The organism is Kitasatospora sp. MMS16-BH015, from assembly GCF_002943525.1.
GTDB lineage: Bacteria > Actinomycetota > Actinomycetes > Streptomycetales > Streptomycetaceae > Kitasatospora.
The window spans coordinates 162,961-189,837 of sequence record NZ_CP025394.1 but is presented as its reverse complement, the minus strand read 5'-3'; the positions used below and the strand labels follow the sequence as shown (position 1 = coordinate 189,837).

Below are 26,877 nucleotides of genomic sequence, written 5' to 3'. Positions count from 1 at the left end.
CCTGACCTGCGGTTGACACCACCTTACTCGCACATATGTTTGATTGTGCCTGATCAGTTGATACCCGGTGCGGGAGAGTCCGGGGTCGGGGGAGACACCGAATGCTCGGATTTGTGCTGCGCCGGTTGCGCGGACGGTTGCCCTTGGCGGCGGCCGTTCTGCTCACGGTGCTCATCACCACGGCGGCCCTGACCGCCCTGGCCGCCTTCGACCGCACGGTCGGCCGGGCCGGCCTGCGCGAGGCCCTGCAGGGGCCCGGCCACAGCCGTACCGTGGTGCTGGCCACCGGCGACCACGAGCTGGCTGCCCGGGCGAAGGACGACAAGACGGTGGCCGACTACGGCACCACGCTGTTCGGCCGGCTGCCGCACACCGTGCAGGCCCTGGCCCGGAGCCGGTCCTACGGCCTGCCCGGCCACGGGGCGGGCAAGGACGCGGACCTGACCCAGGTCGCGGCCGTGGACCGGAGCCGGACCAAGCTGACGGCCGGTCAGTGGCCCAAGGCCGCCACTCCCGGCAGCGTGCCCGAGGCCGCCGTGCCGCAGAGCCTGCTCGGGCGGCTCGGCCTCACCGCCGCCAAGCTGCCCGCCGACCTGCGCCTGGACGACCGCTACGGCGGCTCGCCCGTCACGGTGCGGATCACCGGGGTCTACCGCGCCGAGGACCGCGACGACCCGTACTGGCGGCTCGACCCGCTGCACGGCCGGGAGGTCCAGGTGATGAGCTTCACCACCTACGGCCCGATGCTCGTCGACGACACCGTCTTCACCGCCGGCCTGGTGCCCCAGGCGAGCCGGGCCTGGCTGCTGGAGGCCGACTTCCACGACATCGGCACCGGCGAGGCGCAGGCGCTGCGCGACCGGCTGGACGGCATGGACGCCGCGTTCCGCCAGGCCAGCGGCCTGCAGACCAACAGCGAACTCGGCCCGGTGCTGGACGAGCTCAAGTCGGCCGAGCTGGTGGCCCGTTCCACGCTGTTGATCGGCGCGCTGCAGCTCACGGTGCTGGCCGGGGCGGCGCTGCTGCTGGTCGTCCACCTGATGAGCGACCGCCAGGCCGGGGAGAACGCGCTGCTCACCGCACGCGGCGCCACCCGCCGCCGGCTCGGCGCCTTCACCGCCACCGAGAGCCTGCTGCTGGCGATCCCCGCCGCCGCTCTCGCCCCCCTGCTCACCCCGCCGCTGCTCACCGCGCTCGGTCACTACGGCCCGCTGGCCCGGGTGCGGTTGGACACCAGCCTGCCCGCCTTCGCCTGGCCGGTGGCCGCCGCCTGCGCGCTGGCCAGCGTGGCGCTGACCGCCCTGCCGACGCTGCTGCGCAGCGCCGGGGCGGCCACGCTGCGCCGGGCCGGGCGCCGCCAGGCGCTGGTCGCCGGGGCCGCCCGCTCCGGCGCGGACCTCGCGCTGCTGGTGCTCGCGGTGCTCGCCTACCAGCAGCTCGCGCACTACACCGGAGGTCTCTCCGGCAGCTCCGAAGGCGGACTCGGCGTCGACCCGGTCCTGGTGGCCGCGCCGACCCTGGCGCTCTGCGCCGGGACGGTGCTGGTGCTGCGGTTGCTGCCGCTGGCCGCCCGGCTCGGCGGCCGGTTGGCCGCGCGGGGCAGCGGGCTGACGGGTGCGCTGGTCGGCTGGCAGCTGGCCCGGCGGCCCGGCCGGGCGAGTGGTCCGCTGCTGCTGTTGGTGCTCGCGGTGGCGATGGGCGTGCTGGCCGTGGGCCAGCGCAGTGCCTGGTCGACCTCGCAGCGCGACCAGGCAGACTTCGCCACGGCGGGCGGCCTGCGGATCACCTCCTCCGGGATCGCCTCGATGGGCCAGGGCGGCCACTACGCCGCGCTGCCCGGCGGCGACCGGTTGATCCCGGTGCTGGCCGCCCCGGTCTCGCTGCCCAACCGGGCCGATGCCAAGGTGCTCGCCCTGGACGCGGCCGCGGCCGCCGCGCACCTGCACGTCCGCAGCGACCTGCTGAACGGCCGACAGTCGAACGAGGTGTTCGGGCCGCTCGTCTCGCCCGCGCCGACCGTGGCCGGGGTGCCACTGCCGGGCCGCCCGGTGCGGGTGGACCTCAGCCTGACGATCCAGCAGCAGCAGCCGTCGCCCATGCCGCCCGAGCTCGCCTGGATGGGGTCCGACGCGGTCCTGCCGCCCGCCGTCCTGCTGCTGCTCCGGGACCGGAACGGGGTGACGTACCGGGCGGTGGCGACCCAACTGCCCAAGGACGGCGACGCCACCGTCTCGGTGGACCTCGCCCCGTTCCTGGACGCGCCGCTCGGCTCGGCGGCGACGCCGCTCACCCTGGCCGGGATGACGATCACCTTCAGCGGCCAGTCCGGCCTCCAGGTGCCCGGCAGCCTGCAGGTGCACCGGATCGCCGTCTCCGACACCCCGGACGGCCCCGGCACTCCCGTCACCCCGCCCGCCGGGCTCACCTGGCAGAGCCACACCGGAGCCGAAGGAGCCCCCCAGGACCGACTGCTGACCCTGGGCAAGGACCCCGCGACCGCCACCGAGCTGCTCCGGCTGGACTACAAGGAGGCCGCGGGAGAGATCTCGCTGGCCGGCGCCAACGCGACCCTGACCGCCGCCGAGCCCCGGCTGGTGCCGGCCGCCGTGGCCACCGAGGACTACCTCAAGGGCGCCGGTGCCCAGGTCGGCGCCACCGTCCGCCTGCCGCTCGGGGAATCCCTGGTGGACGTGCGGATCATCGCTGCCGTGAAGGCCCTCCCGGTGGTCGGCGGCACCGGCATCGCGCTGGACCTGGCCACCCTGGAACGGGCCATGACCAGCTACGGGGAGGACCCGCCCGCCCCGAACGAGTGGTGGCTGCCCGCGACCGGCCCCGGTGACCCGGTGCCCGCCCGGGCCGCCGCCGCACTGCGCGGCTCGGCCGGCGCGCAGAACGTCCAACTCAGCTCGGAGACCGCCGAGGTGCTGTTGAGTGACCCGGTCAGTGCTGCGCCGCAGAGTGCGCTGGCCGCGTTGGGGGTGGCCGCCGCGGTGCTCGCGGCGATCGGCTTCGCGGCTGCCTCGGCCGCGGCCCGGGCCGAGCGGGCGGCGGAGTTCGCGGTGCTGCTGGCGATGGGTGCACCGCGCAGGGGGCTCGCCCGCACGGTCACGGCGGAGCAGGGCCTGCTGGTGGTGCTCGGTTCGGCCGTGGGGCTCGGCCTGGGCACGGTGCTGCTCCACCTGGTGATTCCGTTGATTCTGCTCACTCCGGCCGCGCGCCGGCCCGTTCCGGAGGCCGTCATCTCGCTCCCGCTCGGTCAGGCTCTCGCCGTCACGTTGGCGATCGCCGTCGTTCCCCTGCTCGCCGCCGTGTTCGGTGGCCGCCGTCAGCGCGACCTCGTCGCCCGACTCCGGTTCACGGAGGAGATGTGACCACCACCCCGGGGCCCGGTGCCCCCTGGACCCGTACCCGGTTGAGGGCCGCCCGGCCCGCCGCCGTGGTCGCCTTCCTGCTGGCCTTCGTGACGGTGCTGCTGGCCACCGCTCTGCCGCGCGCCCTCGACCGGGGCGCCGACCAGGCGCTCCAGCGGTACCTCACCGACTACAGCCCGACCGCCGCCAGCCTGCTCGGCACCGCCGGGCCCGCGCGGGGTGTGGGTGAGGAGCCGGAGGGCGACAAGGAATTGACCGAGACCGCCGACACCCTGGGCAAGAGCCTGCACGACCCGCTCGCCCTCGCCGGGCGGGGTGTGGTGTACGGCAAGCGCACCGTGCAGGGGCGGAGCGTGGCCACCCCCGGGCTGGACCAGCCGGACGGGATCCAGCCCAGGTTGGACCTGCTCTACGTGCACGCCTTCGCCGAGCACGCCAAGCTCACCGCCGGGACCTGGCCCGGCAGGGTCACCGCAGCCGACGGTGCCGTCCCGATCGCGATCTCCGAGAGCGGCGCCCGCACCCTGCACGCCAAGCTCGGCATGGAGCTGTACCGCGCCGACTCGACGGTCAGGCTGGTGATCGTCGGCCTCTACAGCGCCGACGACCCGGGGGACCCGTTCTTCAGCGGCCTCGGCTGCACGCTCGAGGCCTGCCAGGCCACCACCCCCGGCTCCCCGCCCGCCCGGTACTGGGAGGTCGCCGCCGTCCTCTCGGACCTCGCCATGGACCACCTCGCCGCCTGGTCCCAGCCGACCGAGGACTTCTGGCGGCTGCCGCTGCGCGCCGAGAGCCTGCGGGCCGACCGGCTGGAGGAGATCGAGGCGGCGGTGACGGGCTTCCTCGGCGGCACCACGGCGGTGGACATGGTCGGGGCGACCGGCCGGCCCAGCCTGACCTTCACCTCCGACCTGCCCAGCCTGCTGGAGCTGGCCCGGGCCCGGCAGGCCGCCGCCGCCCCCCTGGCCGCGATCGGCCCGGCTGGGGCGATCGGGGTGGCCGTGGTGCTGCTCTGCCTGGCCGCCGCGCTGACCGCCGACCGCCGGGCCGGCGAACTCGCGCTGCTCAGCGCCCGGGGTGCCTCTCGCACCGGGCTGCTGCGCCGCCTGCTCACCGAGGCCCTGGTCACCAGCCTGCCGGGCGCGGTGCTCGGCATCGGTCTGGCCCTGCTCCTGCTGCCCACCCCGCGTTGGGGCGGCGCCGTGCTGCTGGGCACCGTGGTCGGACTGTGCGCGCTGCTGGCCTTCCCGCTCCGGGTGGCCGTCGCGGGGCTGAGCCGGGGCAAGCGGCCCGGCCGCCGCCGGGCCATGGCCGAGCTGCTGGTCTTCGCCGTCACCGCTGCGGCCGTGTACGAGCTGCGCCGCCGAGGCGTGGCCCCCACCGGGGAGGGCCTGGACACGCTGCTGGTCTCCGCCCCGCTGACGGTCGCGCTCACCGGCGCGCTGGTGCTCGCCCGGCTGCAGCCGGTGGTGGTCGGCGGGTTGGCCCGCTGGGCCGGTCGCCGGCCCGGAGTGGTCGGCTTCCTGGGCCTGGCCCGGGCCGCCCGGGGGACCGGTGGGCAGGCCCGACCGTCGGTGCTGCCGCTGCTGGCCCTGGTGCTGGCCGTCACCACGGCAGGCTTCGGCGCCACCGTGATCGCCGGGGTCGACGCGGCCCGGATCCAAGTCTCCCGCCTGGCGGTCGGCGGCGACACCGCGGTGATCGGCGCCGACGGCGGACCGCTGCCGGCGGGCTTCGCCGCCAAGGCCGCCGCCCTGCCCGGCACCCGGCAGGCCACCGCCGTCTGGTCCGAGGACGAGATCAACCTGCTCGACACCGACCACACCTCCGTGCCCCGGGTGACCGGGGTGGCCGCCGACCCCGCCCAGTACGCCGCGCTGGCCGCAGCGGTGGGGCGCGGGCGGTTCGACCCGGCCCTGCTGGCCACCCCGGCGGGCTGGACCCCGGCCGATCCGGTGCCGGTCCTGGTGACCGCCGACCTCGCCTACCTGAACGGCCGGACCTTCGGGATGCGGACCCAGGAGGGCGGCGAACTGCGCGTCACCGCCCGGGGATTGGTCGACGGCACGCCCACCGTGTTGGGCCGGGACGCCCCGGCGGTGCTCGTCCCGGTCGGGCCGGGCACCGCCCAACTGGACGTGCTCGGCCGGCCCAACGCGTGGTACGCGATGGGCGGGACGACCGAGCCGCAGGTGCGGGCGCTGCTCGGCGGAGCCAAGGCGCTCTACCGCAGCAGCGCCACCATCGGGAGCGCGATGGCCCACGACCCGCTCCAGCACGCCGCCGAACTGCTCTTCTGGGCCTCGGTGCTGGCCGCCATGGCGTTCGCCCTGCTCTCCGTGCTGCTCGCGCTGGTGCGGGCTGCGCCCGACCGGGCGGCGCTGCTGGCCCGGCTGCGGACGATGGGGTTGAAGCCGCGTGAGGGGGTGGCCCTGATCATGGTGGAGGCGCTGCCACAGGCCTTCACCGCGACGGCGATCGGCGCGGTGGGCGCGGCGCTCGCCGTGTCGCTGGTCGGACCCGCCATCGACCTCACCACCATGGTCGGCTCCCCGGTCCCCACCGGGCTTGCCCTCGCCACCGCACCCGTGCTCCAACAGGCTCTGGCACTAGCGGGGTTGTGCACGTTGGCGGTGCTTGCGGAGGCGGCTGTGTTCGGCCGACGACAGATCACTACCGAGTTGAGAGCGGGAGATGCCCGATGACCAGCCTTCCTGATGTCAAGACTGCTGTTGCCGAGCCGACGTTGGCGCAGTTGCGTGAGCGGGCGTTGGCTGCTGCCGCGCCGAGTTCGTATGGGGCTGATGCGGTGATTGCCTGTGATCGGTTGGTGCGGATCTTCTCCGCGGACCGGATCGAGGTGCAGGCGCTGCAGGGGCTTGATCTGCTGGTGGATCAGGGGGATCTGATCGCGCTGGTGGGTGCTTCCGGTAGCGGGAAGTCGACGTTGTTGAACATCCTGGCGGGTTTGGACAGTCCGACGGCTGGTCGGGCGACGGTGGCTGGTCGGGATCTGTTGGCGATGGGTGCGAAGGAGCGATTGCGGTATCGGCGGGAGGTGGTGGGTTTCATCTGGCAGCAGACGGCCCGCAATCTGCTGCCGTTCCTGACGGCTGCGCAGAACATCGCGTTGCCGATGCAGTTGTCCCAGGGTCGGAAGACGAGGGCCACGACGGCGAGGCAGGCGGCTCGGGTGGGGGAGTTGCTGGAGGCGTTGGACATCGGTGATCTGGCGCATCGTCGTCCGGCTCAGTTGTCGGGTGGTCAGCAGCAGCGGGTGGCGATCGCGGTGGCGATGGCGAACAACCCGGCGGTGGTGCTGGCTGACGAGCCGACGGGTGAGTTGGATTCGGAGACCGCTGCGGGGATCTTCGAGGCGTTCCGCACGGTGAATCGGGAGCTCGGGGCGACGGTGGTGATCGTGACGCACGATCCGATGGTGGCGGGGGAGGTGCGGCGCACGGTCGCGATCCGGGACGGGCGCACGAGCAGTGAGGTGCTGCGCCGGATGGTGACGGACGAGCACGGTGAGGAGCAGGTGAGCGAGCGGGAGTACGTGATGCTGGATCGGACGGGTCGGGTGCAGTTGCCGGCGAAGTTCCTGGAGGCGCTCGGGATGAGGGAGCGGGTAGCGATGGAGCTGGCTCCTGATCACATCAAGGTGCATCCGGACCAGCACTGAGTCGGTGGGGGTCCGCACCTTCCGGGCACGGACCCCCACACTCGCGCAGCGCTGCGCACTTTCCTCTTGAACAGCCGCCTGAGGTGCGGCTCACGCCTTCCCATTCGCACATATGTTTGATTGTGCCTGATCAACTGATCCCCGGACGGGAGAGTCCGGGATCGGGGAGATACCGTATGCTCCGATTTGTCCTGCACCGTCTGCGCGGACGGCTGGCCTTGGCGGCGGCCGTTCTGCTCACGGTGCTGATCACCACGGCGGCCCTGACCGCCCTGGCCGCCTTCGACCGCACGGTCGGCCAAGCCGGCCTGCGCGAGGCCTTGCAAGGCCCTGGCCACGGCCGCACCTTGATGGTGGCCGCCGCCGACCACGACCTGGCGGCCCGAGCCAAGGACGACGCCGCGGCGGTCGGCTACGCCGACCAGCTCTACGGAGAACTGCCGCACACGGTCAGGGAGTTGTCCCGGAGTCGGTCCTACGGTCTGCCCGGGGTCAGGTCCGGCAGGGAGCCGGACCTGACCCAGCTGGCCGGCGTGGACCGGAGCCGGACCAAGCTGCTGGCCGGTCAGTGGCCCACGGCCGCCACTCCCGGCAGCCTGCCGGAGGCCGCCGTGCCGCAGAGCCTGCTCGGGCGGCTCGGCCTCACCGCCGCCAAGCTGCCCGCCGACCTGCGCCTGGACGACCGCTTCGGCGGCTCGCCCGTCACGGTGCGGATCACCGGGGTCTACCGCGCCGAGGACCGCGACGACCCGTACTGGCGGCTCGACCCGCTGGGCGGCCGCGAGATGCAGGTGATGGGCTTCACCACGTACGGCCCGATGCTGGTCGACGACACCGTCTTCACCGCCGGCCTGCTGCCGCAGGCCGGCCGGGCGTGGCTGCTGGAGGCCGACTTTCACCAGATCACCCCCGCCGAGGCCGAGGCGCTCCGACAGCGGATCGACCCGGTGCAGAACGCCTTCCTCAAGGCCACCCAGATCCAGAGCACCAGTGATCTGATACCGGTGCTGGACGAGCTCAAGTCGGCCGAGCTGGTGGCCCGTTCCACGCTGTTGATCGGCGCGCTGCAGCTCACGGTGCTGGCCGGGGCGGCGCTGCTGCTGGTCGTCCACCTGATGACGGACCGGCAGGCCGGGGAGAACGCGCTGCTCACCGCGCGCGGCGCCACCCGCCGCCGGCTCGGCGCGTTCACCACCTCGGAGAGCCTGCTGCTGGCGCTGCCCGCCGCTGCTCTCGCTCCGCTGTTCACCCCGCCACTGCTCACCGCGCTCGGTCACTACGGTCCGCTGGCCCGGGTGCGGTTGGACACCGGCCTGCCCGCGATCGCCTGGCCGGTGGCCGCCGCCTGCGCGCTGGCCTGCGTGCTGCTCACCGCCGTGCCGACGCTGCTGCGCGGCGTCGGGGCGGCGACGCTGCGCCGGGCGGGCCGTCGGCAGGCGCTGGTCGCGGGCGTCGTCCGCTCCGGTGGGGACCTCGCGCTGCTGGTGCTCGCGGTGCTCGCCTACCAGCAGCTCGCGCATTACACCGGGGGTCTGTCCGGCAGCTCCGGTGGACAGCTCAGTGTGGATCCCGTGTTGGTGGCCGCGCCGACGCTGGCGCTCTGTGCCGGGACGGTGCTGGTGCTGCGGTTGCTGCCGCTGGCGGCCCGGCTCGGCGGCCGGTTGGCCGCGCGGGGCAGTGGGCTCACGGGTGCGCTGGTCGGCTGGCAGTTGGCGCGACGGCCCGGCCGGGCGAGTGGTCCGCTGCTGCTGTTGGTGCTCGCGGTGGCGATGGGGGTGCTGGCGATCGGTCAGCGGAGTGCCTGGTCGACCTCGCAGCAGGACCAGGCCGAGTTCGGCACGGCGGGCGGTCTGCGGATCACCGCCTCCTCGGTGGCCTCGATGGGCCAGGGCGGCCTCTACGGCGCCCTGCCCGGCGGGGACCGGCTGATCCCGGTGGTGGACAGCGAGATCCGGCTGCCCGGCCGGTCCGGTGGCCGGCTGCTCGCGCTCGCCGCACCCACGGCCGCCGAGCACCTGAGCCTCCGCGCCGACCTGCTGAACGGCCGGACGGTCCGGGAGGTGTTCGCCCCGCTCGCGGAGCCCGCGCCGGCCGCGGCCGGGGTGCCGCTGCCGGGCCACCCGGCGCGGTTGGACGTCGGTCTGACGCTCCATCAGGCTCCGCCTAAGGTCTCTCCCCGAGGGTTCGTCGTCCCGTCGCGACCGCCGGACCTGATGCTGCTGATCCGGGACCGGTTCGGCGTGACCTACCACGTGACGCTGCCCCCGCTGCCGCAGGACGGCGACGCCACCCTCTCGGTGGACCTCAGCTCGTACCTGGACGAGCCGCTCGGATCGGCGGCGACCCCACTCACGCTGGCCGGACTGGTGGTCTCCTTCGGCGACCAGGGCGGTCTGGTCCCCGGCGGTCTGGTGGTGCACGGGATCTCGGCCGCGCAGACCACGGACGGCCCCGGCAGCCCCGTGAGCCCGCCCGCCGGGCTCACCTGGCAGAGCCACACCGGCGCCGAGTACGCCCGCCAGGACAGGCTGGTGAAGCTCGGCAAGGAGGCCGCGACCGGCGGACAGCTGGTCCGGCTGGACTACGAACCGGGCGAGGGCGACCTCGTCCTGGGCAACGCCATCGACGTGCTGACGGCGGCGGCCCCCGCCTCGCTGCCGCCCGCCGTGGCCACCGAGGACTACCTCGAGGCCGTCGGCGCCGGCGTCGGTGCCACCCTCCGGCTGCCGCTCGGCGACGGCCGGGTGGACGTGCGGATCGTCGCTGCCGTGAAGGCCCTCCCGGTGGTCGGCGGCACCGGCATCGCGGTGGACCTGGCCACCCTGGAACGCGTCTCGACGACCTACGGCCAGGACGTGCCCGCGCCGAACGAGTGGTGGCTGCCGGGCACCGGACCGGAGGATCCGGTACCCGGGCAGGCCGCCGCCGCACTGCGGAGCTCGCCCGCCGCCCAGACCCTGCAGCTCGACCGGGAGACCGCCGAGGTGCTGTTGAGTGACCCGGTCAGTGCTGCGCCGCAGAGTGCGCTGGCCGCGCTGGGGGTGGCCGCCGCGGTGCTCGCCGCGATCGGCTTCGCGGCTGCCTCGGCCGCGGCCCGGGCCGAGCGGGCGGCGGAGTTCGCGGTGCTGCTCGCGATGGGTGCACCGCGCAGGGGGCTCGCCCGCACGGTCACGGCGGAGCAGGGCTTGCTGGTCGTGCTCGGTTCGGCCGTGGGGCTCGGTCTTGGCACGGTGCTGCTCCACCTGGTGATTCCGTTGATCCTGCTCACTCCGGCCGCGCGCCGGCCCGTTCCGGAGGCCGTCATCTCGCTCCCGCTCGGTCAGGCTCTCGCCGTCACGTTGGCGATCGCCGTCGTTCCCCTGCTCGCCGCCGTGTTCGGTGGCCGCCGTCAGCGCGACCTCGTCGCCCGACTCCGGTTCACGGAGGAGATGTGACCACCACCCCGGGGCCCGGTGCCCCCTGGACCCGTACCCGGTTGAGGGCCGCCCGGCCCGCCGCCGTGGTCGCCTTCCTGCTGGCCTTCGTGACGGTGCTGCTGGCCACCGCTCTGCCGCGCGCCCTCGACCGGGGCGCCGACCAGGCGCTCCAGCGGTACCTCACCGCCAACGGACCGACCGCCACCAGCCTGATGGCCAGCTCCCCGATCGGGGAGGCCAGGAACGGCGGACCGGAGACCGGCAAGGAGCTGGACGAGACCGTCTCGATCCTCACGAGCAGCATGCAAGGGCCGATCACACCCGGTCCGACCGGCCCGGTCTACGGCCGGCACGGCCTACAGCCTCGCCCGCTGATCAACCCCGAGCTGGACAGACCGGACGACATCCCGCCCAGGGCCGACCTCTACTACCTGCACGACTTCGCCGAGCACGCCAAGCTCACCGCCGGCGCCTGGCCCGGCGTGGCCACCCCGGGCGCTCCGATCCCGGTGGCGATCTCCGAGGACGGGGCCCGCACCATCAAGGCCAAGATCGGCATGGTGCTCGAGAGCGGTGACCCGGCGAACCGGCTGGTGGTCACCGGCCTCTACACGGCCGATCCGACCGATCCGTACTTCGCCGGGCTGGGCTGCCTGACCGAGGCGTGCCGGGAGTTCACCGACGACCGGCCGCCTTTCCAGTACTGGGAGGTCGCCCCGGTGGTGGACGTGGGAAGCCTCAGCAGGATCGGGGCCTGGAGCCAGAACACCGAGAACTTCTGGCGGCTGCCGGCCCGAATCGCCGGGCTGCGGGCCGACCAGCTCGACCAGCTCGCGGCCCAGGCCGCCGCCTACCTCGGCGGCACCACCAACATCCGACTGAGCGGTGCGACCGGCCGCGAGGACCTGCGCTTCACCTCCACCCTGCCCGACCTGTTCAACCAGGCCCGGGCCCGGCAGGCCGCCGCCGCCCCACTGGCCGCCATCGGCCCGGCCGGGGCGGGCGGGGTGGCCGCCCTGCTGCTCTGCCTGGCCGCCGCGCTCTCCGCCGACCGGCGGGCCGCCGAGCTGACGTTGCTCAGCGCCCGGGGTGCCTCCCGCACCGGGCTGCTGCGCCGCCTGCTCGGTGAGGGCCTGGTCACCACGGTGCCCGGCGCTCTGCTCGGCATCGGGCTGGCCCTGCTCCTGCTGCCCACCTCGCGCTGGGGCGGCGCTGTGGAGCTGGGCGTGCTGGTCGGGCTGGTCGCCCTGCTGGCCTTCCCGCTCCGGGTGGCCGTCATGGGGCTGAGCCGGGGCAAGCGGCCCGGCCGTCGGCGCGCCGTGGGCGAGCTGACGGTGCTGGCGATCACGGCCGCCGCCGTCTACGAGCTGCGCCGCCGAGGCGTGGCTCCGGCCGGGCAGGGATTGGACCTCCTGCTGGTCTCCGCCCCACTGATGGTCGCGCTCTGCGCCTCCCTGCTGCTCGCCCGGCTGCAGCCGGTGGTGGTCGGCGGGCTGGCCCGCTGGGCCGGTCGCCGGCCCGGGGTGATCGGCTTCCTGGGCCTGGCCCGGGCCGCCCGGGGCATCGGCGGGCAGGCCCGACCGTCGGTGCTGCCGCTGCTGGCCCTGGTGCTCGCCGTCACCACGGCCGGCTTCGGCGCCACCCTGATCGACGGGGTCCGCAGTACCCGGCACCAGGCCGCGCGCCAGGCGGTCGGGGCCGATGTCGCCGTGGTCGGCACCAACGGCGCGCTGCTGCCGGCCGACTTCGCGGCCAAGGCCGACGCGCTGCCCGGGGTCCGGACCGGCATGACCGCCTGGTCCGAGGACGAGCTGACCCTGACCGACACCGACCACACCTCCGTCCCCAGGGTCACCGCAGTGGTCGCCGACCCGGTCCGGTACGCCGCGCTGGCCGCAGCGGACGGCCGCGGGCGGTTCGACCCGGCCGTGCTCGCCACCCCGGCGGGGTGGACCCCGGCCGATCCGGTGCCTGTCCTGGTGACCGCCGACCTCGCCTGGCTGGACGGCCGGACCTTCGGCGTCCGCACCCAGGAGGGCCCGGACCTGCGGGTGGTCGCCAAGGGCGTGGTGGACCACGCGCCCACCGTGCTCGGCGGCTCCGCCCCCACGGTGATCGTCCCGGCCGAGCCCGCCAAGGCCCAGGCGCCGGACGTGCGCAAGCCCAACCAGTGGTTCGCGCTCGGCCCGGTGACGGAACCCCAGGTGAGACCCCTGCTCGGCAGCGACACCGCGCTCTCCATCCACACCAGCGCCGCGACGGCCGACGTGCTCGCGCACGACCCGCTCCAGCACGCCGCCGAGACCATGTTCTGGACCTCGGTGCTGGCCGCCTCCGGCTTCGCGTTGCTGGCGGTGCTGCTCGCGCTGGTCCGGGCTGCGCCCGATCGGGCGGCGCTGCTGGCCCGGCTGCGGACGATGGGGTTGAAGCCGCGTGAGGGGGTGGCCCTGATCATGGTCGAGGCGCTGCCGCAGGCCTTCACCGCGACGGCCGTCGGTGCTGCCGGAGCCGCCGTCGCCGTCCTGCTGCTCGGCCCTGCGGTCGACCTCAGCACCATGGTGGGTTCTCCGGTGGCCACCGGGTTGGCTCCGGCTGTCATGCCGGTGCTTCAGCAGGCGCTGGGTTTGGCCGGGTTGTGCACATTGGCGGTGTTGGCGGAGGCGGCTGTGTTCGGCCGGCGACAGATCACTACCGAGTTGAGAGCGGGAGATGCCCGATGACCAGCCTGCCTGATACCGCTGTTCCAGCATAGGCGGGCTGGGCGGGCGGGTGCAGTTGCCGGCGAAGTTCCTGGAGGCGTTGGGGATGCGGGAGCGGCTTCCCGGGGCGGGCCACTGCACCTTCTCGGGGCTGGCCACTACGATGAGCGGACCAGACAGACGGGGAGACGCGTGGTGACCAACCAGGGGCCCGAGGGAGGCTCGCTCGCCGCTCGGATCGAGCGGCTGTTCCAGATCGTCCGGAGGCCGAACGGCGACGCCTACAGCAACGAGGAGGTGGCCCGCGCCTGCCGCGAGGCGAGTGGGGAGAGCTTCTCCACCACCTATCTCTGGCAGCTGCGCACCGGTCGGCGGGACAACCCGACCAAGCGCCACCTGGAGGCACTGGCCCAGTACTTCGAGGTGCCGCCCGCGTACTTCTTCGAGGACGGCCCGGCGGACAGGATCGCCGAGGAGCTGACGCTGCTCGGGGCGCTGCGCGATGCGGGTGTGCGGGAGGTGGCGCTGCGCGCCGTGACCCTGTCGCCGGACGGCCTGGGCACGATCACCGACATGATCGAGGCGATCGCCCGGCGCGAACGGGAGGCCGCCGAACGGCAGAGGACGGAGCAGAGGTCCTAGGTGACACTTCTGGGGTGGGGCCGGGGGGCCCAGTGGCGGCGGTGCCGACGGTTGGCCAAGGAGCTGGCGCTGCCGGAGCCGTTCGAGCCGGCGGCGCTGACCGCGGTGCTCACCGAGCGGCTGGGCCGGCCGGTGGAGTTCCTGCCGCTGCCGTCCGGGGCGTTCGGCTCCTGCGGGGTGCTGGTCAGCACCGACCGGGCCGAGTACATCGGGTACCCGGCCGACACCACGCCGCTGCACCAGCGGCACATCGTGCTGCACGAGGTGGGCCACCTGCTCTGCGGCCACCGGGGTGCGGCGGCGCTGGCCCCGGCCACCGAGCGGACCCTGCTGCCGCACCTGTCGGGGGAGCTGGTGCGGCGGGTGCTCGGCCGGGACGGCTACACCGAGCCGCAGGAGCAGGAGGCGGAGCTGTTCGCCACCTTGGTCGCCGCTCGCAGCTCCCGGGGCGGGGCGCCGCTGCCCGCGCCGCTCGACGACACGGCCGACCGGTTCGGCTGGCTGCTCGGGGTGGAGGGCGTGCTCGGCGGCCCTCCCGGTGCCGTGCCCGGTGGTGCTCTCGATGGTGAACTCCCGTCGGCACGGCCGGACTTCGAGCAGTGATCGACTTCGCCGGCCTGTTGGCCGTGGTGATCGCGGTGGCCGCCGCAGGCTGCCGGCTCTGGGTGAGCAAGGGGGCCCGACCCGGCCTGGTCTTCGGGTTCGCGGTCTGCATGGCGCTCTCCTCGGCGCTGCTCTCCCCGGCGGTCACCGAGGCGGCCGAGTTCTGGGAGCCGCTCTGCCGGGTGCTGCCGCTGCTCGGCCTGGAGTTCCGCAACGCCGGGCTCTGCTGCGTGGCGCTGATGGCGTACAGCGTGCGGGGTGGCGGCCCGGCCCGCCGGGAGCGGCGCCAACTCGCGCTGCTGGCGGCGGTGATCACGGTCGAGGCGGTCAGCTACCTGGCGGCTGGGGTCGACCCCACGGGCAGCGAACTGGCCGCCCCCGACCCGGGCAGCCGGGCCGCGCTGGTCGCGTACGACCTCTTCTTCCTGGTCTACAGCATCTGGTGCGTGAGCCTCTTCACGCTGGTGATGCACCGCTCGGTGCGCCAAGTGCCGCCCGGTGTGCTGCGGGTGGGCATGCGGCTGGTCGCGGCGGGCGGGGCGGCCGGGCTGGTCTGGACGGCGCTCTCGGTCATCCCGCTGCTCTCCCAGCTCTTCACCGGCCGTCAGGAGTACGCCGAGGACGCGTACTCGGCACCGTTCGGGGTGCTGACCCTGACCCTCGGGCTGGGCGGGGCCACGCTGGCGATCTGGGGGCGACAGGCCGCGGCCCCGATGCGGTGGCTGCGCTCCTGGCGCAGCTACCGGCGGCTCGGCCCGCTCTGGGCCGCCCTGCACGAGGCCCGGCCGGACATCGCGCTGACTCCGCCCGGCTGGCGGGGCAGCGCCCAACTGGCGCTCTACCGGCGGGTGATCGAGATCCGGGACGGCCAGTTGGCGCTGCGCGGGCACGTCCACCCCGAGGTCATGGCCTGGGCGGGTCCGGCGGCGGGTTCCGCGGAGCTGGAGGCCGCGGTGATCGCGGTGGCGCTGGCGGCGTCGGCCGTCGGCCGCAGTTACCCCGACAGCGGCTACCGGGCGCCCGAGATGTCGGCCGAACTCGCCCAGGAGGCCGAGCGGTTGGAGCAGATCGCGGCGGCCTTCGGCAGCTCGCCGGTGGTGGCGGAGGTGCGGCGGCGGATGCGGAGTGCCCTCGCGGAGGTCGACGCGTAGGGGGCGTGAACCTGGCGCATCCCGCCCGGCCCGGGTGGGATGCGCCGGGCAGGGCGGGCGGGGGAGGTGGACCGGCCGGGGTGAGAGCACCGCCGGGGTTCACCAGCGGGGCTCTCGCCGGTCCCTCCGATTTGGCAAGGATACGTCAGCTGGTGTGAAGATTTCCAGCACTTGATTCCACTTCAGTTGGCAGCGGGTGCCGAGCCGGTGCCCCAGTCGAGCCGCTTGAAAAGGTGGACGTCGGCGTGACCACCGGGAATGCCCTGCATCCGGCCGGTCTCCACGAAGCCGTGGCGCTGGTAGAAACCCGGCGCCTGGAAGGTGAAGGAGGAGACCGCGACGCGGTCGCAGCCGCGCGCGCGGGCCTCCTCCTCGGCCGCCTCCAGCAGCTTCGACCCCCAGCCGTCCCGGCGGCTCTCGGCCCGCACCCAGAGCAGCTCGATCCCGCAGAGCCCGCCCCAGGTCCAGGCCGTCAGGCCGCCGACCAGCTCACCCGCCCCGTCGGTCACCTTGAGCGAGAAGGAGCCGTACTCCCCGGCCCCGGAGGCGGCGGAGTTGAAGGCGGTGAGCTCGTCACTCAGCCGCTGCTTGAGCTCGGGGTCGCGGTCACCCCGGGTCAGTCGTGGTCCCTCGGTGTGATGATCGGTCATGCGCGGAGTATGCCAGCTGGGCGGCGGCCCGCCGAGGGGTTCAGTACTGGACGGTGGTGTTGCCGTCGTCGTAGCCGTCCCGGAAGACACTGCTGGTGACGTTGCCCGCCAGGCCGAGCAGCAGGAAGACCACGATCAGCACCTTGCCCGCCGTGCCCACCCGCAGCGGGCGGGTGGCCGAGCGCGACTCCAGCGCACCGAGCGCGAGGTCGTCGCCGAACAGCCGCTTGGGGTAGGCCGAGGTCACCATCAGCACGTACGAGGTGTAGCGCATCCCGTACCGCAGGGTGGCCGCGCTCGCCTCGAAGACCGGCTGCGGCACCCGGCCGAGCACCAGGGTGATCAGCCAGAAGAAGAAGGCCAGCACGCCCCAGCCGGCCGTCAGCAGGCTGTTCACGACCGCCGCCGGGATCAGCAGGATCAGCCGGAAGAAGACCGCCAGCCGGTTCAGCTGCCCCGGGTGCAGGCTCACCTGCACCGGGTACTCCGGCGGGGCCTGGAGCGCGAACGGCGGGTACTCGTCCACCAGCAGCATCCCGCTGGCCGTCAGCCGGGTGGCGTATCCGACGTACCCGGTGAGGTACTGCGCGCAGGGCTCGGGCAGCCGGCCCAGCACCAGGGCGGCGAACCAGCCGAAGACGGTGACGAACCAGGCGACGATGCCCAGCACGAAGAGGCCGATGTAGTGCGGGATGAGCAGCAGCAGGCGCAGCAGCACCGTCCAGCGCCGCTGCTGCTTGGGGCCGGGGATGTCCACCTCGGGCAGCACCTCACCCGACACGCCCGCCGAGGGCACGCTCCAGCTGCCTGCCGTCGTCATGGACCGCTCCTTACTCCGCGCTCGGCCCTGCGCTGTGTCGGGCCGTTCCTCCCCACAGTGCCAGCGGTCGACGCTGACGGCGCGTCGGCCGGGGCCGACGGGGGGTCAGTGGGGCCGACGGAAACCCGGTTGCCAGGGTGAGGTGCGCGTTGATCGAATCGGTGGCGTGGCGAACGAGACCTTGCTGACGACCGAGCGGATGCTGCTGCGCCGCTTCACCGAGGCGGACCTGGACGGCCTGGCGCAGCTGCACGGGTGCCCGGAGGTGATGCGGTACATCGACGACGGGCGGCCGGTGCCGCGGGCCGTGGTGGCGGGGCGACAGCTGCCGGCGATCCTGCACGAGTACGCCGAACTCCCGCCGGGCCAGGGCTGTTTCGCCGCCGAGGCCCGGGCCGGGGGCGAGTTCCTGGGGTGGTTCTCGCTCCGCCCGGCCCACAGCCTCGGCCTGAGCGGCGGCACCGAGCTCGGCTACCGCCTGCTGCCGGTGGCCTGGGGCCGGGGCCTGGCCACCGAGGGGGCCAGGGCGATGGTCGCCCACGCTTTCACCACCCTGGCGGCCGATCGGGTGGTGGCCACCACGATGACGGTCAACACCTCCTCCAGACGGGTGATGGAGAAGGCCGGCCTCACCCTGGTCCGCACCTTCTTCGAGACCTGGCCCGACCCGATCCCGGGTGCCGAGCACGGCGACGTGGAGTACGGCCTGACCCGCGCCGGCTGGGCCGCGAGGGCGTCGACCTGAGGTCGTGGTGGGCGGTGTTCGCACTGAAACGGCCGGTGCTGGGTATCGTCCAGAGGTTCGGCTCTTGCTCAGCGGCGTCCGGGTACCCGCCCGGTGCGCTCCGACCCACGGGGGCTGTCGAGCCGACACTCGGACGGGGGCGTCGACATGACATGGCTGGGGCCGGAGAACGCGAGGCTGGTCCGGGTGCCCGACGTGGTCGGGCTGGAGATCGACGCCGCACGGGAGGTGGCGGGGAAGGCCGGGGTCGTCCTGGCCCCGCCGGACCCGGACGGCCCCTCGCTGCGCGCACTGACCTGGCCCGGGCAGTGGACCGTGACGGCCCAGCACCCCGCGCCCGGCTCGGCCATGCGCTACCGGGGTTCCCTGGTGGTCGAGTTCCGGCCCGGAGCTCCTGTTGATGCGGCACCGGACTCGCCGCCGCCCGGTGACACCGGAGGCGGGGAGTCCGGCGATCGGGAGCCGCGACTGCCCAAACCGTCGCCGGGGGCACTCGGCGCCGAGCGGGAGGGCGAGGCGGTGAGCCGGAGCGGCGAATGACTGGGACACCGCGCTGGGGCAGAACGCCGCGCTGCTCGGGCAGAAGGCGGCGGCGCTGGCGGGCAGCCTCGGGGTGGGGATCGAGATCGACTACGAGAACGCCGCCAACCCGAACCTGAGCGGGCTGCAGGCCTTCGTGTCGGCCTACCGGGCCGCCCACCCGTACGACCCGAGCGGGGCCGACCCGACGGCGCGGTTCACCATCGACGTGGCGGCCGGGGACCGGTGGCTGACCGGCATCGACCAGTACGCCACGGCCAACTGGCTCACCACCGCTGCGCCGGTGCTCGACTACGCGAACGCGATGGTGCCGAGCAAGCAGCCCTCGGCGGCCACCGCGGAGTCCAACTGGCAGGAGCACCTGACCGGCAAGCCGACCTACAGCCCGCCGATCCCGCCGCTGGCGCCGGCCAAGTTCACCGGCGGGCTGTACATCGCCGAGGGCTCGCAGATCCGGCCGGAGTGCACGAACTTCGCCGGTTCGGTGCAGAACGCCACCGCGGGCTGGACCAGGTCGGCCGCCCCGGCCGGGGCGGGCAGTACGCCCGGGCTGCTGGGCTACATGTTCTGGGCGGCCGAGCGGCCGTCCACCCGGGGCGTGACCACGGATCCGCCGAACAGCTGCGAGGGCGGGGTGGGCGCCGGGGCGACGGCCTTCGGGGTGCCGATGCCGCCGCTGCGCCAGGGCTGAGCAGACCGGGCGTCAGGGGACGGCGACGGCCTGCTCCGGGGCCAAGGCCGGGGTCGGGATCGGGGTCGGGCGGCGGGCGCCGAGGTGGTGGAAGAGGAGGTTGAGCAGGACGGCGGTCAGGGCGCCCGCGCTGATCCCGCTGCCCAGGATGGTCTGCGCCCAGGCGGGGAAGTCGTGGTAGATGCCGGGGGTGATCAGGGTGCCGTGGGCGTCCCGGACGTCCGGGGCGACCAGCGGGACCAGGCCGACGGCGAGCGAGACGGCGATGATCACGATGTTGGGGGCCGAGTCGAGGTCGGTGCGGACCAGCGAGCGGATGCCGCCGACCGCGATGGTGCCGAAGAGCACGAGGCCGGCTCCGCCGAGCACGGGCATCGGGACGAGCGAGACGGCCGCGCCGAGCTTGGGGAAGAGGCCGAGCACGACCAGGGTGGCGCCGGCGGCGGCGACCACGAAGCGGCTGCGGACCCGGGTGAGCGAGACCACGCCGACGTTCTGCGCGAAGGCGCTGGTGGCGAAGGAGCCGAAGAGCGGGCCGAGGAGGGTGGCGAAGGCGTCGGTGCGCAGGCCCCGGGTGATGGTGGCGCGGTCGGCGGGGCGGTCGCAGATCTCGCCGACGGCCAGCATGCCGGCCGAGCTCTCGGTCATCAGCACCAGCATCACCAGGCAGAGCGAGACGATCGCGGCGGGCTGGAACTCCGGTGCGCCGAACCGGAACGGCTCCGGCAGCGCGACGGCCGCGGCGGTGCCGAAGGCGTGGGTGTCCACCTTGCCGAGCGGGACGGCGGCCAGGGTGCCGGCCACCAGGCCGATCAGCAGGGCGACCTGCTTGAGGAAGCCGGTGAAGAAGCGCTGGAAGGCGATGATCACCAGTAGGGTGAAGGCCGCCAGGGCCAGGTTGGTGGGGGAGTTGAAGCCCTCGGCGGCGGCCGTGCCGCCGCGGGCCCACTGCACCGGCACCGGCATCAGCGTGACGCCGATCAGGGTGATGACCACGCCGATCACCTGGTGCGGGAAGAACCTCATCAGCCGCCCGAAGAACGGCCCGACCAGCAGGCAGAAGGCGCCCGCGACCATCACCGCGCCGAGCACGGCGGGCAGCCGGTGCGTGCCGTGCTGCTGCTCGGCGATCGCCAGCATCGGGCCGATGCCGGCCGAGGAGGCGGCGTTGACGAAGGGCAGCCGGTTGCCGACGAAGCGGCCCAGGCCGAGAGTCTGGAGCAGGGTGGCCAGGCCGGCGATCAGCAGGGCGGCGGCGATCAGGTAGGTCTGGTCCCGGGCGTCCAGGCCGCAGGCCGGGCCGATGATCAGCGGCGGGGCGACCACGCCCGCGTACATCGCGGCGATGTGCTGGAGTGCGGCGGGGACGAGGCGGCGGGCGGGCAGCCGTTCGTCGACCGGGTGGACCTGGGCGGTGGCTCTCGGGGTGGGCTCGGTACGTCCGGTGGGCCCGGAGGGCGGGGTGGGTACGGCGGGTGGGGTGGGTACGGCGGGTGGGGTGGGTACGGCGGGTGCGGGCATGCGGGTTCCCCCTCCTGGCTCGGCCTGCCTCCCGGTACGGACGAGCGGAGGGGGCGCGGTGCAACGGCGGTGGTGCGGATGCGGTGCGGATGTGATGCGGATGTGATGCGGCGGACGGCCGGGCAGGCGGAGTCGGTCGCGCGTGGGTGGTGGGACGCCGACTGCCGGGGGCCGGGCGGGACCGCAGCGTGGGTGGCGCTGAGCGGCTCCGTCGCCTTGCCGGCGTTCAGCTAAGCGGCTGCGCAACACCGCGTCAACACTCTGTTGAATTTTGCCCCGGGTCTTCACGAACCGCGCGGGCCCCGCCGGTTGAGGGTGGCCGGCGGGGCCGTGGGGGTGGTGCGGGATGGCGCGGAGCGGGGTCAGCAGGGGCCGGAGCCCGGTCCGCCCAGGTGGAAGGAGGTGGGCGTGGCGCCGGCCGCGGAGTAGAGCTCGGGGCTGGTGGCGGAGACGGTCAGCGTGGGGGCGTCGGCGGCGCCGGCCAGGTAGTAGGAGTCGATCCAGGAGGAGCGGGTGGAGACGGCGGCCCAGCCGTTGCCCATGTCCTCGCAGGTGGCGCCGGTGGCGTGGGCGATCTCGCCGAAGGCGGTGACCACCTGGGCACGGGTGTACGAGCCGCCCCAGAGCGAGCCGGGGAAATAGCCGATCGCCTGGTCGTTGTAGAAGAGCCACCAGTCGCCGTTGACGTTCTGGATCGCGTACCGGGCCGAGGAGCCCGCGCCGACCGTCATGCCCGGCTTGACGTTCCTGTTGGTGGAGACGAAGCCGCAGCCGTTGTAGCAGCTCTCCTGGCCGTTCACCCAGTGGTAGACGAACAGGTGGGGGCGGGTGTCGCCGTTGAGGCCCAGGTCCACTGTCCAGCCGATCTCCACGGTGGACTGCCGGTCGGCCGACTGGAGGGCGAGCTCCTGGAGCGAGTGCGAGGAGGTGTCGCCCTTGGCCACCTCGGGGGCGGCCTGCATCATCCGCACGCTGGCCCCCGCCGTGTCGGTGATCTGCCGGCCCGAGACGTAGTCGTAGCAGGCGCCGAACCAGCAGACCGGCCCGCTGCCGGCCGAGGCGGTGGCCGGCGGACGCGGCGCGAGCGGGGCCGCCGCCTGGGCCGGGGCGCCGGCCGCGAGCAGGCCGAGGGCGGTGAGCAGGGTGGTGGTGCCGGTGGCGAGGGTACGGCTCAGGCGCATGGGGGAGCTCCGTCCGGGACGTGGGGGCGCGGGGGTGGAGAGGGGGTGCCGTCGAGTTGATTGCTTACTTAACTCTGCTTACGACGGGAGTTAAGCTAGCCGGGTCGGAACGGCGGGCGCAAGAGTCGGGACGGGCTACGCTGAGTGGCCGGCAAGGCAGTTGGGTGGAGGAACGCGATGGGTGAGAGCGGCAGAGGCGTCGCGGTCGGTGCGGAGAGGGGTGCGGCTACGGGCGCCGGCGCCGGGAAGGCCGGGGGCGCTGCGGCGGAGCGGGCCGTGGTCGGGGCGCGGGTGCTGCGGCTGCGGACGGAACGCGGGCTGACTCAGAAGGCGTTGGCCGAGCCCGGGTACACCGCCGCGTACATCTCCACCCTGGAGGCCGGGAAGGTCGGCGCATCGGAGGAGGCGCTGCGCTACCTGGCCGGCCGACTCGGCGTCAGCTACGAGGAGTTGGCGACGGGCAAGCCCGCGCACCTGGCCACCGAGCTGCGGTTGCGGCTGGCCGACACCCGCCAGCTGCTGGCCGACGGGGAGCCCGCCGAGGCGGCCGCGCGGTACGCGGCGCTGGCGGCCGAGGCGGCCCGGCTGGCGCTGCCCGCCGAGGAGGCCGCCGCCCGGCTCGGGCTCGGCGACTGCGCGCTGGAGAGCGGCGAACTCGCCCGGGCCATCGCGGAGTTCGAGCGGGCCGAGGAGCTGCTCGCCGACCAGCCGCTGCCCCAGCGGGTGCCCGCGCTGCGCGGCCGGGCGGTGGCGCTGCTGCTCGCGGGCGACCTGCGGTACTCCTGCTACCTGCTCGAGACCGCGATCGACCGGCTCAACGCGGGCGGGCTGCACGACCCGCACGCCCTGGTGCTGCTCTACTCCGCCGTGATCGCCCCCTACATGGACCTCGGCGCCCAGGACCGGGCCGCCAGGGCGGCCGAACTCGCCCTCGCCCTCGCGCCCCAGGTGGCCGACCCCGCACTGGTGGCCCGGCTGCACCGGGGCGTGGCCCGCACCCTGCTGGCCGAGGGCCGGGCCGCCGAGGCCGACGCCTCGCTGGCCCGGGCCCAGGAGCTCTACCAGCAGCTCCAGATCCGCACCGAACTCGCCCACTGCCACTGGACGCGCGGCTACCTCCGGGCCCAGGAAGGCGATCTGGCCCAGGCCGAAAGGGAGTTGCGGACCGCGCGGAGCATCCTGGCCGACCGGCGGGCCGCGCTCTACACCGTGCAGATCGACGTGGAGCTGGCCGACGTGCTGCGCCGCAGCGGCCGCCCCGCCGAGGCCGAGGCGCTGCTCACCGCGCTGGTCGACTCGCTCAGCCCCGAGCGCGGCGCGGTGCACGCGGGCGGCGCGCACCGGCTGCTCGGCCTGATCGCCGAGGAGCGCGGTGAGGCCGGCGCGGCCGAGGGCCACTACCGGGCGGCGCTGGCCCTGTTGGAGGGCGCCGGTGCCGCGGCCGACCTCGCCGACCTCTGCCGGCTGCTCGGCGATCTGCTGCGCCGGACCGGACAGGTGGAGGCAGCCCTGGACGTGTACCGGGCCGGGCTGGCCCACCGGTCCGCCCCCGGCACCACCACCCTCGGCCCGGCCCCGGCCGGCCCGCCGCTCTGAGCGCTGCCGCAGACGGTCGTCGAAAGTTCCTCCAGCCGGCTGTCACATCCGTTCGAGCGGTTCCGTCATACCAGTGACGGACCGCGCGGAGCGGATCGACCGGAGCAAGGAGCAAGGACGATGGAAGCACGGATGCCGAACCCCGCCGTGGTGATCCCCGAGGCGATGCCGGCGCTGCTGGGCGTGGTGAAGGCGGTGCAGACCGGCGGGGTGCCGGAGACCACGATGGAGATCGTCCACCTGCGGGCGAGCCAGATCAACGGGTGCAGCTACTGCGTGGACGGCGGGGTGACCAGTGCCCGCAAGGCGGGGGTGAGCGAGCAGCAGCTGGCCACCGTGGCCGCCTGGCGGGAGGCGCCGCACTTCTCGCCGGCCGAGCGGGCCGCGCTGGCGCTGGCCGAGTCGGCGACCCGGCTGGCCGACGGCGGCGGGGTCTCGGACGAGGTCTGGGCGGCGGCGGCCGAGCACTACGACGAGCGCCAACTGGCCGCGCTCACCCTGATGATCGGGCTGACCAACCTGTTCAACCGGCTGAACGCGACCACCCGGCAGATCTCCGGCGCGAGTTGGTGAGGACAGTGAAGCTCACGGTGTTCGCCGCCAGCGGCGGGGTGGGGCGGCAACTGCTCGACCAGGCGCTGGCGGCGGGTCACGAGGTGACGGCCGTGGTGCGCGACCCGGCGAAGCTGGGGCCGACCACGGCCGCGGTGGTGGCCGCCGACCTCGCCACGGCCGGCCCGGCCGAGCTCCGGGCGGCCGTGGCCGGGGCGGACGCGGTGCTCTCGGGCCTCGGCCCGGTCTCCAAGGCCGAGGCCGGGGTGGCCTGGCGCGGCACCACGGCGATCGTCCAGGCGATGCGGGCGGCCGGGGTGCGGCGGATCGTGGCGGTGAGCGCGGCCCCGGTGGGCACCGTGCCCACCCCCGGCCGGCCACGGCCCGGGCGTGATCCGGGCGACGGCGCGTTCATGAGCCACCTGGTCTACCCGGTGCTCAAGCGGGTGCTCCGGGAGCACTACGCGGACGTGGCCCGGATGGAGGAGGTGCTGCGGGAGAGCGGTCTGGACTGGACGGCCGTGCGGCCGGTGCAGCTCAACGACCGTGCGCTGACGGGAGGTTACCGCAGTGCGCTGGACCGGAACCTGCGGCACGGCCGGGTGATCTCGCGGGCCGACGTGGCGCACGCGATGCTCGCCGCGCTGGCGCAGCCGGAGACGGTCGGGCGGACGGTGGGCCTGGCCGACTGAGGGTCAGTCGGGTGGCAGCAACTCCGAGACCTCGGTGGCGAGTTGGTACGCGTCGCCGGTGGGGGTGGTCGGGTAGGGGGCGTGGGCGTGGGCCCAGGCGTCGTCGACGGCGAACCAGTCCACCGGCTCGGGCGGGCGGCCGGTGGTCAGCGCGGTCTCCAGGGTGGCGAAGTACCGCTGCCAGCGCGGCGCGTAGAGGCCGGAGAGCAGGCCGGACCACTCGCGGGCCGCGTAGTCGTGCACGCCGCCCTCCTCGGCCGCCGCCCGGCCGCCCCAGGTGGTGAGCAGCGAGCGGGCGTCGTACTCCAGCTGGTCCTGCTCGGCCGGGTCGGCGCCCCAGGCGCGGGCCGAGGCCAGCCAGGGGCCGAGCATGAACTCGGCCCGGGTGCCGGTGAGTCGGTCGAGCAGGTCGAGGGCGGCCAGCCAGTCGGTGGTGAGCCGGTGGAAGGCGGGCAGGTCGGCGTCCTGGTACGCGGTGCGGACGGCGGGCAGCAGGGCGCGGGAGTGGTCGGCGAGCGCCTGGCGGGCCAGGTCGACCAGGTCGTGCCGGTAGGCCTCGGTGGTGCGGCGGGCGGGGTCGACGCGGAGCAGCTCGGCGAGGGCCGAGCGGACGGTCGCCGGGTCGTAGCGGAGCGAAGGCGGGCTCCAGGTGGCCGAGTTGGTGGCGGTCAGGCTCGGGCGGGCGGTGAAGAGGCCGTCCTGCGGCTCGCTCCAGCGGCCGGAGGGCAGCTGGTACGGGCCTCGGCGCAGCCAGTCCCAGGCGGCGGCCGCGTGCGGGTCGCTGCCGCCGTAGCGGGCGGCGGCGTACTCCGCGTACCAGCCGGGGAGGTCCACGGGCGCTGGCGCCCAGGCGAGTTCGGTGAAGAGGGCGAAGGCGGCCGGGTCGGTGCCGGTGGCCTCGGGCAGGTAGGCGAGGCCGTCGAGCGCGCCGCCGGGGCGGAAGCGGTCGGCCCAGACGGCGGTGTTGGCGCCGAGGGCGGTGTGGCCGCCGAAGTCGTGGATGGTGCCGAAGGCGTACGGGACACCGTGCCAGTCGCGCTCGCGGTCGAGACCGTCGTAGCGGTCGGCCAGGCCGTCGAGCACGAAGAGCGCCCGGTGGTCCACGGCGTCCAGCACCGCCGGGTCCGGGTTCTGCTCCCAGCCGAGCAGCACCCAGACGGCCTCCGGATGGGCGGCCCGCAGGGCGGCGAGCACGCCCCGGGCGGCGGCGCCCACCTCCACCCCGGTGGCCCGGCCGCCCTCGTGCAGCAGGTCCATCTTGTAGCGGGTGCCCGGGCCGAACTCCTCCTGCTGGTAGCGGTAATAGGCGGCGGCCAGGTCGGCGAAGACCGGGCCCGAGGGGTCGAGCCAGTCCGGGCGGTCGAAGCCGCACCAGGTGCCCTGCGGGAGCACCCGGGCGCCCGGGTTGCGGTCGGCGAAGCCGGGCGGCACGGTGCCGTAGTAGCCGGGCAGCACCGGAGTCATCCCGAGCTCGCGGATCCGCTGCACCAGTCGGGCTCCCAACTCAGCCCGTGCGGTGATGAGTTGATCGGAGACCGGGCCGCCGAAGCCGGACATGTTCTGCAGCAGCCACCAGGGCTGGTGGGCGGGGGCGGGCAGCCAGGTGCGCAGCTCGGCCGGCTGGTAGCCGAACTCCTGGAGGGCGCGGTAGTAGGGGAGTTCGGCACCGAGCTGGACGTAGACCTCGTTGACGCCGTGCAGGGCGAGCAGGTCCACCTCGTGTTCGAGCGCGGCCCAGTCCCGGTACGCGCCCGAGTACCCGGCGTCGGTGTCGTTGAGTGCGAAGCGGTGGGCGACGGAGGCCGAGCGGTGCGCCGGGGCCGGCGGCGCGGGCAGCACGGCGGGCAGGGCCTCGGTGCTCTCGCCGGGCAGACCGAGGTCGGCGTGGGCCACGTGGTGCAGGTACCAGCCGAGGCCGGTGAGCAGCACGGCCGGGCTGGTGCCGCTCAGCCGGATCCGGCCGTCCTCGCCCGAGAGCTCGAACCAGTCGCCGTCCGGCCCGGGGGCGGCCGTGCGCAGGATCACCTGGTCGGCGTGGCCGGGCAGCAGCCGCCGGACGGCCTCCCGGGCGGGCGTCGGGTCGAGGCCGCCCGGGGCGGCCAGGGCGGGAGTGGCGAGGGCCAGTTGGGCGAGCAGCGCGGTGAGGACGAGCAGGCGGCGCACCGGGGAGTCCCGTCGACGGAGGGCAGGGCGGGTCAGCTGCCACGGTCGCGCGGCCGGGGTACGGGGGTGGGGCGGGACGCGCGGGAGCGGGGCGGCTTTCACCCCATCAGCTGAGCCTTGCCGGAGGGCCCGGGCGGGCGCAGGCTGGATGGTGGGGGA

The 26,877-nt window shown here is 74.5% G+C and carries 19 protein-coding genes; 14 read left to right on the top strand and 5 right to left on the bottom strand.

All coding sequences use genetic code 11. From position 1 onward, the window contains the following. The first annotated feature begins 101 nt into the window (after nt 1-101). The 8 genes from CFP65_RS41970 (at nt 102) to CFP65_RS00820 (ending at nt 15,567) form a co-directional block, all read left to right on the top strand. A complete protein-coding gene (locus tag CFP65_RS41970) occupies nt 102-3,374 on the top strand; it encodes an ABC transporter permease (protein ID WP_158701955.1) in 3,273 nt (1,090 codons plus the stop codon). Beyond that, a complete protein-coding gene (locus tag CFP65_RS00850) occupies nt 3,371-6,079 on the top strand; it encodes an FtsX-like permease family protein (RefSeq protein ID WP_104814281.1) in 2,709 nt (902 codons plus the stop codon). Before CFP65_RS41970 ends, CFP65_RS00850 begins: the two co-directional genes overlap by 4 nt. Then, nucleotides 6,076-7,056: an ABC transporter ATP-binding protein gene (locus tag CFP65_RS00845; protein ID WP_104814280.1), complete on the top strand. Its 981-nt coding sequence runs from the start codon at nt 6,076-6,078 to the stop codon at nt 7,054-7,056. Before CFP65_RS00850 ends, CFP65_RS00845 begins: the two co-directional genes overlap by 4 nt. A gap of 176 nt (nt 7,057-7,232) precedes the next feature. Beyond that, nucleotides 7,233-10,490 carry an FtsX-like permease family protein gene (locus tag CFP65_RS00840; RefSeq protein ID WP_158701954.1) on the top strand — a complete coding sequence of 1,086 codons (3,258 nt, stop codon included), beginning with the start codon at nt 7,233-7,235 and terminating at the stop codon, nt 10,488-10,490. Continuing rightward, a complete protein-coding gene (locus CFP65_RS00835) occupies nt 10,487-13,192 on the top strand; it encodes a hypothetical protein (RefSeq protein WP_104814278.1) in 2,706 nt (901 codons plus the stop codon). The genes CFP65_RS00840 and CFP65_RS00835 overlap by 4 nt, the downstream gene beginning before the upstream one ends. 174 nt (nt 13,193-13,366) lie before the next feature. After that, a complete protein-coding gene (locus tag CFP65_RS00830) occupies nt 13,367-13,813 on the top strand; it encodes a helix-turn-helix domain-containing protein (RefSeq protein WP_104814277.1) in 447 nt (148 codons plus the stop codon). A 51-nt stretch (nt 13,814-13,864) separates the two neighbouring features. Next, complete coding sequence (locus tag CFP65_RS00825) at nt 13,865-14,416, top strand: ImmA/IrrE family metallo-endopeptidase (RefSeq protein WP_254552147.1); 552 nt, start codon at nt 13,865-13,867, stop codon at nt 14,414-14,416. Beyond that, nucleotides 14,413-15,567, top strand: coding sequence for an MAB_1171c family putative transporter (locus CFP65_RS00820; protein WP_104814276.1), 1,155 nt, complete (start codon nt 14,413-14,415; stop codon nt 15,565-15,567). The genes CFP65_RS00825 and CFP65_RS00820 overlap by 4 nt, the downstream gene beginning before the upstream one ends. A gap of 182 nt (nt 15,568-15,749) precedes the next feature. Here the strand turns inward: CFP65_RS00820 and CFP65_RS00815 are convergent, their stop codons facing one another. Together CFP65_RS00815 and CFP65_RS00810 are read right to left on the bottom strand one after the other, a co-directional pair. Next, nucleotides 15,750-16,217: an N-acetyltransferase gene (locus tag CFP65_RS00815; protein ID WP_104814275.1), complete on the bottom strand. Its 468-nt coding sequence runs from the start codon at nt 16,215-16,217 to the stop codon at nt 15,750-15,752. Nucleotides 16,218-16,257: 40 nt separating this feature from the next. Continuing rightward, entirely contained in the window at nt 16,258-17,037 is a 780-nt protein-coding gene (locus CFP65_RS00810; RefSeq protein WP_104814274.1) for a DUF4389 domain-containing protein, read from the bottom strand. 166 nt (nt 17,038-17,203) lie between these two features. On the opposite strand from CFP65_RS00810, the gene CFP65_RS00805 reads away from it, so the two are divergent. From CFP65_RS00805 to CFP65_RS00795, 3 genes are all read left to right on the top strand, one after another. Beyond that, nucleotides 17,204-17,782, top strand: coding sequence for a GNAT family N-acetyltransferase (locus CFP65_RS00805; protein ID WP_371682341.1), 579 nt, complete (start codon nt 17,204-17,206; stop codon nt 17,780-17,782). 147 nt (nt 17,783-17,929) lie between these two features. Continuing rightward, nucleotides 17,930-18,322, top strand: coding sequence for a PASTA domain-containing protein (locus CFP65_RS00800; protein WP_104814273.1), 393 nt, complete (start codon nt 17,930-17,932; stop codon nt 18,320-18,322). A gap of 73 nt (nt 18,323-18,395) precedes the next feature. Beyond that, on the top strand, nt 18,396-19,013 hold the full coding sequence (locus tag CFP65_RS00795) for a hypothetical protein (protein WP_174805487.1): 618 nt from the start codon (nt 18,396-18,398) through the stop codon (nt 19,011-19,013). Nucleotides 19,014-19,025: 12 nt separating this feature from the next. On the opposite strand, the gene CFP65_RS00790 is transcribed toward CFP65_RS00795, so the two are convergent. Both CFP65_RS00790 and CFP65_RS00785 read right to left on the bottom strand, forming a co-directional pair. After that, nucleotides 19,026-20,534: a nucleobase:cation symporter-2 family protein gene (locus CFP65_RS00790; protein ID WP_104814272.1), complete on the bottom strand. Its 1,509-nt coding sequence runs from the start codon at nt 20,532-20,534 to the stop codon at nt 19,026-19,028. Between the two features lie 362 nt (nt 20,535-20,896). After that, entirely contained in the window at nt 20,897-21,715 is an 819-nt protein-coding gene (locus CFP65_RS00785) for a neprosin family prolyl endopeptidase (RefSeq protein ID WP_104814271.1), read from the bottom strand. Nucleotides 21,716-21,892: 177 nt separating this feature from the next. Here CFP65_RS00785 and CFP65_RS00780 point away from each other — a divergent pair, with 177 nt between their 5' ends. The 3 genes from CFP65_RS00780 to CFP65_RS00770 all read left to right on the top strand — a co-directional run bounded on the left by CFP65_RS00780 (nt 21,893) and on the right by CFP65_RS00770 (nt 24,555). Beyond that, the gene (locus tag CFP65_RS00780) at nt 21,893-23,311 is read left to right on the top strand and encodes a helix-turn-helix transcriptional regulator (RefSeq protein ID WP_158701953.1); all 1,419 of its coding nucleotides are present in this window, start codon (nt 21,893-21,895) and stop codon (nt 23,309-23,311) included. Nucleotides 23,312-23,431: 120 nt separating this feature from the next. Next, entirely contained in the window at nt 23,432-23,884 is a 453-nt protein-coding gene (locus tag CFP65_RS00775) for a carboxymuconolactone decarboxylase family protein (protein ID WP_104814269.1), read from the top strand. A gap of 5 nt (nt 23,885-23,889) precedes the next feature. After that, entirely contained in the window at nt 23,890-24,555 is a 666-nt protein-coding gene (locus CFP65_RS00770; RefSeq protein WP_104814268.1) for an NAD(P)-dependent oxidoreductase, read from the top strand. Between the two features lie 3 nt (nt 24,556-24,558). Here CFP65_RS00770 and CFP65_RS00765 read toward each other — a convergent pair whose 3' ends face one another. After that, nucleotides 24,559-26,718 carry an alpha-N-acetylglucosaminidase gene (locus CFP65_RS00765; RefSeq protein WP_104814267.1) on the bottom strand — a complete coding sequence of 720 codons (2,160 nt, stop codon included), beginning with the start codon at nt 26,716-26,718 and terminating at the stop codon, nt 24,559-24,561. Nucleotides 26,719-26,877: the final 159 nt, after the last annotated feature.